General features: G+C 57.7%; 6 protein-coding genes and 2 pseudogenes. 3 read left to right on the forward strand and 5 right to left on the reverse strand.

The window, feature by feature from the left end:
* Positions 1–248 precede the first annotated feature (248 nt).
* The 5 genes and pseudogenes from FXB38_RS39655 to FXB38_RS39680 all read right to left on the reverse strand — a co-directional run bounded on the left by FXB38_RS39655 (position 249) and on the right by FXB38_RS39680 (position 7,766).
* The gene (locus FXB38_RS39655) at positions 249–1,604 is read right to left on the reverse strand and encodes a carbohydrate porin (protein WP_148756329.1); all 1,356 of its coding nucleotides are present in this window, start codon (positions 1,602–1,604) and stop codon (positions 249–251) included.
* A gap of 1,401 nt (positions 1,605–3,005) precedes the next feature.
* Positions 3,006–3,245 carry a hypothetical protein gene (locus FXB38_RS39660; RefSeq protein WP_246230537.1) on the reverse strand — a complete coding sequence of 80 codons (240 nt, stop codon included), beginning with the start codon at positions 3,243–3,245 and terminating at the stop codon, positions 3,006–3,008.
* A 221-nt stretch (positions 3,246–3,466) separates the two neighbouring features.
* Complete coding sequence (gene hemN / locus FXB38_RS39665) at positions 3,467–4,801, reverse strand: oxygen-independent coproporphyrinogen III oxidase (protein ID WP_148756330.1); 1,335 nt, start codon at positions 4,799–4,801, stop codon at positions 3,467–3,469.
* Between the two features lie 1,631 nt (positions 4,802–6,432).
* A pseudogene (locus FXB38_RS39675) lies at positions 6,433–7,212 on the reverse strand (IS5 family transposase).
* A 224-nt stretch (positions 7,213–7,436) separates the two neighbouring features.
* Positions 7,437–7,766, reverse strand: a complete 330-nt coding sequence (locus FXB38_RS39680) for a GcrA family cell cycle regulator (RefSeq protein WP_148756332.1) — start codon at positions 7,764–7,766, stop codon at positions 7,437–7,439.
* A gap of 597 nt (positions 7,767–8,363) precedes the next feature.
* Here FXB38_RS39680 and FXB38_RS39685 point away from each other — a divergent pair.
* The 3 genes and pseudogenes from FXB38_RS39685 to FXB38_RS44320 form a co-directional block, all read left to right on the forward strand.
* Entirely contained in the window at positions 8,364–9,602 is a 1,239-nt protein-coding gene (locus FXB38_RS39685; protein WP_148756333.1) for a cytochrome P450, read from the forward strand.
* Positions 9,603–10,783: 1,181 nt separating this feature from the next.
* On the forward strand, positions 10,784–11,068 hold the full coding sequence (locus tag FXB38_RS44315; RefSeq protein WP_246230545.1) for a PAS-domain containing protein: 285 nt from the start codon (positions 10,784–10,786) through the stop codon (positions 11,066–11,068).
* Positions 11,065–11,395, forward strand: a pseudogene (locus FXB38_RS44320) (hypothetical protein); the annotation flags it as partial. The gene FXB38_RS44315 and the pseudogene FXB38_RS44320, both read left to right, overlap by 4 nt.

Consider the following 11,395-nt stretch of genomic DNA (forward strand, 5'->3'; position numbering starts at 1 on the left):
CGGCCGAGGGTATAGGTCTTGCGCAATATGACGTCGGCCTATCGGTCGTAGACGAAGCAGAAGGCTTTAGCCTACCATTCCCCACACATGCTACCTTGGACATCACGGCTCAATTTACGTGATACCCGGGCTTCGCGCCAGGAGCACAGCCGATACCAAAATTGCCGTGATAAATGGGCCCAAGCCATTGAAAACGGCGATTGTGATATCGGCTACATGGCGGTGAGTTCACGCGCAGTCCTGCGGCCTTAGAAGAATACCGACGTAGATAAAAATATATTCAGGGCGTGTCCCGTTTGTGGCGTGTAGGTAATGCTTGTCGGGTGATTGATGTACGTCAGTCCTACGGTTGCATATATTCCGGGCGCCAGATGCGCCGTATATTGTCCCGAAATTGCTGTGCTGTCGCGGTGCGCCAGCTGCTCTTTCGCCAGTGCAGCGTCCACCGCGAAATGGCTCCAGATGGTGTTGTTGACAACAAGACTCATCTGGTCGGTGGGCCGGCTGTCAAACAGGCCTTTCGCATAAAGGCGAAGCTCGTAGTACTGACTAGCCCTATTTAGGTCGGGCGGAGCGTACATTGCAGAGAATCCGCCATAGATTCCGCGAGATGCCGAGTCGTGGACGGCAGACTGCCAGAATTGCCTGTCCGCAGCTACATAGTAGACGCTGTTCGCCTTGGCTGTCGGTTGCGTCGGATGCTGTAGGTCCGTGTAGCTGCTGTTATTAAACCCCGCGCCAGCCCGCAGCCAAGTCTCGGGTACCCCGGGAGTAGGCTTGTTCTTATAGCAAATTTCATCAAGCAAAAGAGTGCCTGCGTCGCGCGTGCTCCAGTTCAACCCAGTGGGATTTTCGCTTACATGCATATATTGACCGGCTGGACTGAGCGAGCGCTGGATTGAGAGCTTGTTATATAAGCGATCATCAAAATTGTACTTCAGATTAAGGGCCGGCGTTGGCGCCCAATTGTTGCTCATGCCCGCTTGGAACAGCATCTTCGACGAGGGTCCAAAAACCTTTTCTCCGGCGCCCGCAAACTCATGTTGGTTCCTGAGGTAACCCATTTTGAGTTCGATCTTCCTGTCGAAGAACGTTTGATAGTAAGAAATTGCATTGAGTCCCAGTCGGTCTGGCCCGGCGCTTTTCCACGTCCAGTATTGATGCTCGGCTCCCACCACGATCTGACCGTCGGGAATTCCAAACCGAGCGAGGTCATAAGTCACGATCATGGAGTTGACCGTACTAAATGTCGGATTCTGGCCGACATATTGCTGATTGGCGATGGTGCTTCTGGCGGCATTACCGAGTTCATTGTCGACAAACGTGTTTAGGGTCCAGCCAGCAAATCCAATCCCGAGATCCGAAAGCTCGGATCTGACAGAAGCTGTATCCTGATCTATCGTGTCCGCAGGACCAGGAGCAGTGAACGCGGCGCCGTTTTCGCGGAGGTTCTCGAATTTTGCGAATGGGTCGATCTGCTTTTGAATTCTGCTCTTGGCAGGCTGCAGGGCACTGTCGCGCTTTGTGGTAGACGTAGTTGTTTTTGACGGGGCGCTCCCAGAAAGGCACGCTGCTCCCTTGGGCCGGCCGCTTCGGAATGTCATGGCCGGATCCGAAATTGTTCGGCTTCTTGCCTCGGCGAGCTCATCGGGGCTGTGGCTTCTTGGGCCAGAGATCTCGCCAGTTGCTGCCGCCGAACTGCCGGCGAGACTAGCTATCAGGGAAAGGAGAATGCGCCCTCTCGGCTTCGCAGTTGGTCCAGAGATGAAAGCGACTATGCCAGCCGGGTATGCCCGCATGGATACCGGCGCTATAACGCAACGCTGCATGGTGATTTCCGCGTCCGTCGATTCGAATAAAGTGCACTTCCACCTGACCGCCTAGAGCGGATGTCGAATCCGTGGCCCTCAAGGCGGTCTGGGTGGCGCTGGACACCAGGCGGGCGTCTGTATGCGAACAAGACCCACTCAGCCTTCCGCGCTATCACCACTGCTGGCGCAGCTTGGCCAACGTGGTGGGTACCCAGCGCGACACAACCCAGCCGCTCGATCGCTAATCGAATGCAGGCATCTGCTCCACCGCGTCGACATCGAGAGTGGCCTGCCTGGTGTGAGCGTTCGCTAGCGAGAGATTGGCGTCCGACGCGCGGAGCCCAGGGGACCTTGCGACAAATCCGCCGCCAATAGGAAAGGCGATGTTCTTGAACAGAGAGCAGCGCCAATAGCGGAGCTCGCAGAACGACATGCCGGATCCAAGAAACACCGCTCGCAGCTTGGTCGATGGGATGAAGCACAGGCGGGCAGAAGGGGCTAACATCTTTTGAGGCCCGTAAGCTCGCCGACGCCGCCACAAGGCCTTGATTGGCTCTCATCGGAAGATGGAGGGCGCGATTGGGGACGTTTTGATACCTGCGGACGACGAGACAGAACATCCATCAGCTCCATTGGATCTACGAGATCTATATCGCGTCGCGACTTCTTCCCTGATGTGGCCCGAGCGAGTTTCGCCCGGCACTGACTGGCATGTGTCCGTCATCTCCATCAATTGCTAGGTTTGGTAGTTGACCGGGCGGGAGGTCGGCTGTCGCTGCCGAATCGCAGGTATTGTGCCGCTCGGCGCGAGGCCGTCCCGGCGTTCACGGAGGACCGGTATGGCAACGTCGACGGGTGAAATGCGGGAAATCGTCGCTTCGATCCAGGTTTGCGCGAAGCTCTTACGGGAAACGATCTTTTCGCAGGCCGTGATCCCGCCGGATCTGGTCCTAACTGTGCTACTCGATTATCGTTCGCGCCCTGTCGCGCCGGCGCTGCTCGTTTTGTGCTCCGTGGTTTAGCTCATGGCGTGGACGAGTTGCTGCTCTGGATTGCACGCCGCAGCCCGTAGCGTTTCGGTCGAGCGGCGATCATGCACATCGATAGGGGCCGCGTGTCATCACGACGAATCGCTGCGGTTTACTGGGAGTACGCATCCAGCGTAGACGGCGCGCTGATGGAGTATTCCGGCTGCTAGCGCTTGAGCCAGGTCAGAGATCTTTGTACATCCGGACGAGCTCGATCAGGTTCTCGATACCGAAGTCGCTGAACGCCGAGATGCCATCTTCCCCGACGCCATAGGCCGCGATGAGCCGAGTCCTCGATCTCCATTTCGTTGGTGACGTCCCGCAGCCAGTCGTCCTCTTGGTTGAGGTTCGCGGTCACACGGGCAATGGTGGTGATGTGATGAACCTTGTCCAGGTTCGCGGTCATGCCGCGTTGCAGTCGCGGGCGTCAAATTCCCGGCAGCAATGCGTCCAGCTGTCTTCGCGGCGAGGGCCGGGGCGGCTCTCGTCGCACAGCTGCCCACGGCGTCTTTTACCGATTTGGAGCTGTTTGTGACTGTACCAGGCGAGCGAACTCGTTCGCCGGGCTTCCTGGCGCGTACAGCGAAAGGTAATGCATTTCATCCGATCATCGCTCCTTGGCTGGTCTTAACAGAGCGGCGTGCCAAGATAAGCATCGAATGCGGCTGCCACAGCGCGAGTTAGAAAACGATGCTCCGGCCTCACGCGGATAAATCCCCTTTCCATTTGCACGATTCCATCCTCAGCGAGCATTGCCAAGCGTTCGCCTGAACCGAGGAAAGAGGCCGGGTCAAATCCATGAGTAACGCAAATTGCCGGCACGTCGACCTCGAAATCGCACATTAGCCGCTCGATAATCGCGGCCCGGACGCGGTCTTCGAGGCTGAGACAGTAGCCCTTTGACGTCGCCAGACGGCCGGCTTTGATTTGGCCGCTGTAGGAACCCGCTGTAACTTCGTTCTGGACGTAACCGTCGCCAAGCCGACCGATGGCCGACGGGCCGAAGCCGATCACTTTATTGCAGGTGTCGGCCGAGTAACCCAGTGAGTTCCGCCGCAGGCGACCGGCTTTCTGCGCCAGCGCGAGCTCATCGTCCGGCAAGGCGAAATGGTCGAGTCCGATTTGGCGGTAGCCCGCTGCAATCAGTGTATTGGCCATCGCGGCAGCCTGTTCTGCACGGGCAGGGCTGTCTGGCAGCGCTGCCTCGTCGATCAGGCGCTGATTCTTCTTAAAGGAAGGAACGTGCGCGTAGCCGAATACCGCAAGCCGGTCTGGTCGCATCGCCACCGCCGTAGTCGCGGTCTGAACGCAGGACTGCACCGTCTGATTTGGCAGACCGTAGATGAGGTCGAAGTTGATGCGGATTATTCCATGCTGCCGCAGCGTTTCGACAGCGCGCTCTGTTTGTGCCTCACTCTGGACGCGGTTGATGGCCTTTTGAACAATTGGATCGAAGCTCTGGACGCCGAGGCTTGCGCGGTTCACGCCGGCAGCTGCTAACCCTTCGGATGTGGCGAGCGTGAACGTGCGCGGGTCGATCTCAACAGCGATGGCGGCCGTTTTCGAAAGCGCAAAGCGGCGGCGCAGAAATTCCATCAGCCGCCGGAACTCCGCTGCCTCGATGAGGGTCGGCGTTCCACCGCCGAAGTGCACGTCGCTCACAGGCAGCGGTTGCGGCACCTGCGCCGCGACCAAATCGATCTCCTTACGAAGATCCGCCAAGAACTCTAGGATGGGTGAATCCCGGCGAGTGATGCTTCGAGCGAAGCCGCAATACCAGCAAATGGATCGACAGAACGGAATGTGGAAATAGAGTGACACCGAGTCATTGACCGGCAGGCGCTGCAGCCATTTCTCAGAGGCTTCGGCGCCGACCACTGTGGAGAACTGGGCTACAGTTGGATAGATGGTGTACCAAGGAAGGCAAGCATCGCAATATTTTTCCAGAATCGAGGTCCGCAACGATTGTTATCCCGTGTTTACGAAGTTTGTGGTCGCAAGCGAATTCTTTTTCATTCCTTTGTTTGCCGACAGTAATCCGGGGTGTCGCTAGGCAATTGGGAGCTTACGCCACGGCCGATCTGCTGACGAAACACGCTGTTGGATAGCAAGGCGTTCCTCTCGAAGAGATGACAATTGCTGCAGGCGAGATACTCGAATCAACCCGGCCACGACGAGGCCTCAGATTCAACTCCGTCGGTAATCTACAATGTTCGCCAGCGAGACATCCGCCAGGGCCGTTGACGTTGCTAGAGTTCGAACTGCCTCACAACCTGACTCGTGCGAGGTTCATTGACCAAGATCCACTACCCCGTAATCTTCATCAACTGACAAGGTTGGTAGTTGACTGCTGCGTGGCGTATTCCCCATCGATCTTGCGCCGGTTCGGGGCCGCGCAGGTACGCAGTCGAACTTCACCCATGCGAGCATTGCCGGAGGGCCTCGTTCATGGGTCCCGCGGAGCTGAGAAACCCCTTCATGCGCCCATTGCTCGGCGGAAGTGTCGCCGAACTGGGGCTAGGAGCGAAACGTTGCTTATCATTGCGGCCGACGCGATTCGGGCATGGGGCGCATAAATGGTTATAGGGATGTTCGTGGTAGATTGCGCCAAAATGCTCCGCCTCCGATCAACTCGACAACTATTGCTTGGTGCGCGCGCTATGATGTAGGAGCGCCCGCGTGCAACGAGTCTCGCGTCGCGTGGCTCGCTCTGCCGCATAGGAGGTAAGACCAAACGATCTATATGAGTGACGGACAGCGTATTGTCGATTGTCGGGCGGCACCAGGGCTGTTGGCGTTAGTGTGTTGTCGAGTGGAGTGGAAAAGCTAATGAGCCGGGTAGGCGAGCGAGAAGTGATGGATGCAATTGAACAGCCGGCCGCTTCAGAGTTGCCGCCGGTTTTGCACAGATCGTCAAGGCACCTAGGGTGGGTGGTGGTCGTCTTCGTGTGTCTGTGCACTGCAGGAGTCTACTTTTTGACCGACGTCAGACAATATCTCGAGAGCTCGGCAGTTCGTGATGCCGCTCCAACGCGAAACATGTCGCCCGACGACAGGGCGGTTCTATCTGAGGTTATATCGGGAGAACAGAAGGCGAGCGATGGAATAGCCGAGCTCAACCGCAGCATCACTGCACAGGAGGCAGACTTAAAACGAATTTCCGATCAAATTGCAGCGCTGACCTCACGAATCGACTCGTTGCCGAATCTGGTACTCACCGCTTCACGTCCTTCCGTTCCCTCTCCGCCGTCAGCTCAAGCCGATCCGAAGCCGGTGAGGAAACTCGCGCCTCCGTCTAAACCACAAGGGCCGACCTCCGTCGGAGGGGCGCCACTGGTCTCACCGCCGGGCACGGACGAACCTCGATGATTTCCCGCGCGTTCAATCCCAGTCCAGCTCTCCTCATGTCGGTAGCAGACGTTGGAGCTGGCTGACGGTCAAGCGGCTTCACCTGAGCTCGTGCAGTTCGTGGGCCCGTGCCGAATATTCCAAACACTGGCGCAAATCAGCACGCCGGGCGCTTCCCCGAAAACGCATAGCCGAAAACGAGGCTCAATAACCAGAACGCCTTTGACTTCTTCTAGGGTCCAGACTCAATTGAGCCAATATGCGACGAGAGCGGCGAGATGAACAGCGGCCAAGAAGTTCCGTGCGAGCTTGTCATATCGTGTGGCGATGCGGCGGAAGTCCTTGAGCCGGCAAAAGCAGCGTTCGATGACATTTCGGCCTTTATAGGCACGCTTGTTGAAGCGGTGGATGACGACACGGTTGGATTTATTGGGAATGACGGGCTTGGCGCCGTGACTAGCGATTTCAGCGCGAAGGTTGTCCCCGTCGTACCCTTTGTCTGCGAGAAGCGCGCTCATGGGTGGTGCGAGCGCCAGAACATCGGGCGCGGCAGCGATGTCGGCATCCTGACCTGGGGTCAGATGCAGGACGACCGGTCGGCAGAGCGGATCGCTCAGCGCATGGATTTTTGTCGTACGGCCTCCCCGCGAGCGGCCGATTGCCTGATTGTGCTCCCCCCTTTTCCGCCGGAGGCACACCGATGAGCTTTGATCGAAGTCGAGTCGAGCGACAGCACGACGGCATCTTTGCCAGGTTTGGCCAGGGCTTGAAAGATTGCGCACCATCGTTCGCGCTTGGCCCAGCGATTGAAGCGATTGTAGATCGTCGTGTAAGGACCGTATTCGCGCGGACAATCACGCCATCGCGCACCCGATTGCAGCATGTGAACGATACCGCTGATGATGCGCCGGTCGTCGTCCCGATCCGGCCCCGTCAGTCCCGTCGGCAGATGAGGTCCGATACGAGCCCATTGCCTGTCATTCAGCCAAAACAAACCCGCACGCATTCTCTCGCCCCCGAATCAAGAACACGCAGGCAAGAGAATCACATGGCGCTAATTAGGTACAGACCCTAGTTCGTGCATCCCATCCAGCCTCTTGAGATTGGATGACTTGAACTACGATTGAGCCCTCCCGGCGCGCGAACGTTCTACTCGACATCATTGTTCGTCCGATAGCCGCAAAGCGCGCATCGTCCGCATAAACCAAGTACGGCGCCTAGGCCCGGGACATCGCGGCGCCTTTCAGCTCTACGCAGTATTCCTGACCGCCGCAGCTAGCATCGCGTAAAGCTGCCGCTTGCTCATCGCCTGAAGCTGCTGCGTATCTAGCGCCCTTTGCGACAATTTCTTTCCGACGCAATGGCGACCTGCCGCCATCAACGTCGGCCCTCGCTTGGGGGCGGGTCTAATCTTGGGTTTTGCTGTTGGTGGCTTGTGACCTCGAGTGAGGCCCAGCCGCGTTAGCCTGCCGCAAACAGCGTTGCGACTGCACTCGAGATGACGCGCGATCTGCGCGGCACTTTGTCCCGCGGCCCAAAGCTTTTCCAACTTTGCCAATTCGCTTCTATTCCAGCGCATGGAAGCTACTCTAATGCCAGCTGCGACCTCAGGTTAGTTTACCCTTCGTCCGGCTCGCGCACCACCGCCGGTTTGGTCTCGTGTTCCTGTTTCTCCTCCTCCTGTTGATTCATTCTGCGAAAGCCCGCATCGCATGCAGAAGGAAAAACGAGTCCTTGGCGGACCGCGATCTCTTCTTAGTCCCTACTGTGATAAGAGTTCCATCTGCTCGCGCAATGTAAGTAGTCGAGTGGCAACGGGGCGTGCCTGCCCGAGAAAATGAGGATAAGCGGCTGGGTGCCATCGCGAGTACTTGCGTCTGTTACCACAAAAATCGAGTTCGCGCGCCTCCCAATCCTGATAGGGGAGCTTCGCTCGTGTTTCCGTTATTCTACATCGACAGGGGCCGAGCCAACGTCCCCCCTCACTTCGCCCGTAAGATGATTTCCGATTTCTGACGATCGTGCGAGCTCTCGCGAGCCCGAGCCATGGACATGCGCCACACATTGTCACTGTACGGCCCAAGCTCGTTGTCTTTCGACCGAGCTTGCATGCGAACTCTAAACAGCGCACCCAGCCGAGCAACCAAAATTGTACACCAATGTCGGGGAGACAATCATGACAGCCTTATCGGCAGAGAACGCTTGCGAGAAGGCTGATATCCCGCTGAGCCGCCTTGATGTAAGCCAGCCCAAGCGCTTTCAGGATGATACCGTTTGGCCTTGTTTCGAGCGGCTGCGAAGGGAAGATCCCGTCCATTATTGCGAAGACAGCCCATACGGTCCATATTGGTCGATAACAAAATATCGCGACATCATAGCCGTGGACTCAAATCACACAGTATTCTCGTCAGAGCGAAGCGTCACGATTGTCGACCCGCCGGAGAAGTATTGGACACCCAGTTTTATTAAGATGAGTCCTCCTGTCCATGCTCAGCAGCGTAAGACTGTCAGTCCGATAACGGCATCGGAGAACCTGGCGAAGCTTGAAGGCTTGATCCGCTCGCGGGTTCAGAAGATCTTGGACGGTTTGCCGCGCAATGATACCTTCAACTGGGTCGACAGAGTCTCGATCGAGTTGACGACTCAAATGCTGGCCACGCTGTTCGATTTTCCGTTTCAGGATCGACGGCTGCTGACCTACTGGTCGGACGTAGCCGCCTTGACTCCACAAATGGGCCACCAGATCGACAGCTGGGAAAAGCGGAAGGTGGTGCTGTCCGAGTGCCTGGACTATTTCACACGGCTTTGGAGCGAACGGGTGAATTCCGAGCCGCGCGCTGACCTGATCTCGATGATGGCGCATTCACCGGCGACCCGAAACATGGAGCCGCGCGAGTTCCTGGGCAACCTCATTCTGCTGATTGTTGGAGGTAACGATACTACGCGCAACTCAATTACCGGTGGCGTCTTGTTCATGAGCCAAAATCCATCCGAACTGCGAAAACTCCGCGATGATGCTTCGCTAGTGCCCGGGGCGGTATCCGAGATTATACGATACCAAACGCCTATCGCGCACATGCGCCGGACCGCTGTGGACGATTTGACGATAGGCCACAAGCAAATCAGGCGAGGCGATAAAGTTGTGATGTGGTATATCTCTGGCAACCGAGACGACGAGGTCATTGCGAGCCCCAACAGCTTCATCATTGATCGAGAAAATGTACGACAACATCTCTCATTTGGATTTGGGATTCATCGTTGCGCGGGTAGGCATCTTGCAGAGCTGCAGCTGAAAATCCTATGGGAGGAGATGCTGAACCGATCTCTGGAGGTAAAGGTGGTCGGCGAACCGGAGCGAGTTGAATCTAATTTTGTGCACGGTTATTCCGCACTGCCGGTGCAGATTCCAGGTTAGTCTCGGTTGCGAGCGACATTCAACACTGGTCGTGCAGAACCGGCGGTTAGGACCACGGCCTGGTGGAGACCAGTTGTCTGGGTAAGTTCACCGGCGTTGCGTTGCGGGCTTGTGTTCTTTCGAAGATTGCGGACAGGGCCACAGCGTCGTTAACCCGTCGAAGACCTGCCGAGCCGTTGCGATACTCATCACGCCGCCGATTGTCGCATCGTTGTTACTGGAGAGCTTGGTGTGCGGCTCGCGTAACACCCCTCCAGCTCGACGGTCCAGAGAGTGGCTATCCTGGCGAACGCGGAGGCATTTCGGGCGACCCCCCTTCCACCAGTCGCCGGTTATAACCCTGCGCGAAGCCGGGCGGGGGCGCTCCAAGGCGTAAGTTCGCAACTGCAGCAGCGCCGTTAAGTCCCGACACACCAATCCGCTTTACGGCTCCCTCATGATTCGAGCCTAGATTGTGCGGAGGGTTAGGCTAAATCAATGGGCGTACTGACGCGAACGCAGCAAGCTTTTTCTCTGGGCTACGCCACTGATCCGCTCGGCCGTTCGCTGCTCGTCGAGCAATTCCGGAGCAGATCCCGGTTCTCTACGCCGTCCTGCTGGTGAACAGCATCAGCATCGGGCTGATCCCCCGGACACCGTCTCAGCCTGGCTAAGGGTTGCGCTCCCAGACGTCCTGCTCGCGGCCTCCAATGGACCAGGTTGAACGGGGATCCTACATCGGAGGAGGCAGGACGTTATCTCAGAACAATCCTCGCCATGGGCGTTGTGCTCAATGCAGGAGTCGTGCTCCGGATTCTATCCCTGTTCGAAGCCGTGGATCCGAATTTGCGCGCGCCCGTCGCCTTGTTGGTCTTCATGGGATGCGTGGGCACCGCCTACTGCCTCGGCAGTTTTCCCCCGGCGTCGCGGCTGACGATGCTGATCGCCGGCGCGCCGATTGCGGCGATACTGCTGCTTTCCGGAGAGGGGGGCTGATCTCGCTGGGCGTCAACCTTCTGCTGGTGCTCGGGCTGCTCGCGCGGGTGATCAAGACGAATTTCCAGTACTTCGTCGATTTGATCAGGGTCCAGGCCAGTCTGGCGCAGGAAGGCGCCCGAGCGCGGGCCGCAGAACGGCGAGCGATTGAAGAGCGCGTAAAGGCCAAAGCTTTCGCCGAGCGTTTCGATACGGCGCTCAACAACATGTCGCAGGAGCACTGCTTTTTTGATGGTGACCAGCGCCTGATCGTATGCAATCGACAGTATCTGGAGATCTACGACCTCGTTCCGGAAGTCGTCCGGCCCGGCATAACCCTGAACGAAATTGTGCACCTTCGGTATTCGGTCGGCAGCGCGCCGAAGATGTCCCAGCAAGACAATCTGGCCTGGCGCAATAGTGCGGCGGTAATCCGCCACGAATCAGACACCACGATCGAACTAGCGAATTGGCGAACTGACGCGTGGTGCGGATTCGCAACCGGCCGATGAAAGATGATGCATGGGTCGCGACCCACGAGGAAATTACCGAACGTCATCGAACCGAGATGGCTCGAGCCGAAGCCAAAGCGGCAGCAGAGCGGGCCGAAGCCGCCGCCCGAGCCGTCCACATCCATCTCACCGAGGCGCTCGATGTCATTCCCGAAGGCCTCGCCGTGTTCGACAAGGATGATCGTCTGGTCCTTGGAATACGCCGTATGCTGAATTCTATGCCGCCAGCCGGGAAGCCCTGGCGGCTGGAGCCACGTTCGAAAGCATCCTCCGGGTCGGATTGGCTCGGGGGCAGTACCCTGACGCCTAGCCCAACTTTCTCAACTC

Origin of the sequence: Bradyrhizobium cytisi, assembly GCF_008123515.1 — a bacterium.
Classification (GTDB): domain Bacteria; phylum Pseudomonadota; class Alphaproteobacteria; order Rhizobiales; family Xanthobacteraceae; genus Bradyrhizobium; species Bradyrhizobium cytisi.

Excerpts from the sequence above, each read along its gene's own strand:
- FXB38_RS39655 (WP_148756329.1), bottom strand. The coding sequence starts at position 1,604 with ATGACATTCCGAAGCGGCCGGCCCAAGGGAGCAGCGTGCCTTTCTGGG.
- FXB38_RS39660 (WP_246230537.1), bottom strand. The coding sequence starts at position 3,245 with ATGACCGCGAACCTGGACAAGGTTCATCACATCACCACCATTGCCCGT.
- FXB38_RS39680 (WP_148756332.1), bottom strand. The coding sequence starts at position 7,766 with ATGCGCTGGAATAGAAGCGAATTGGCAAAGTTGGAAAAGCTTTGGGCC.
- FXB38_RS39685 (WP_148756333.1), top strand. The coding sequence starts at position 8,364 with ATGACAGCCTTATCGGCAGAGAACGCTTGCGAGAAGGCTGATATCCCG.
- FXB38_RS44315 (WP_246230545.1), top strand. The coding sequence starts at position 10,784 with ATGTCGCAGGAGCACTGCTTTTTTGATGGTGACCAGCGCCTGATCGTA.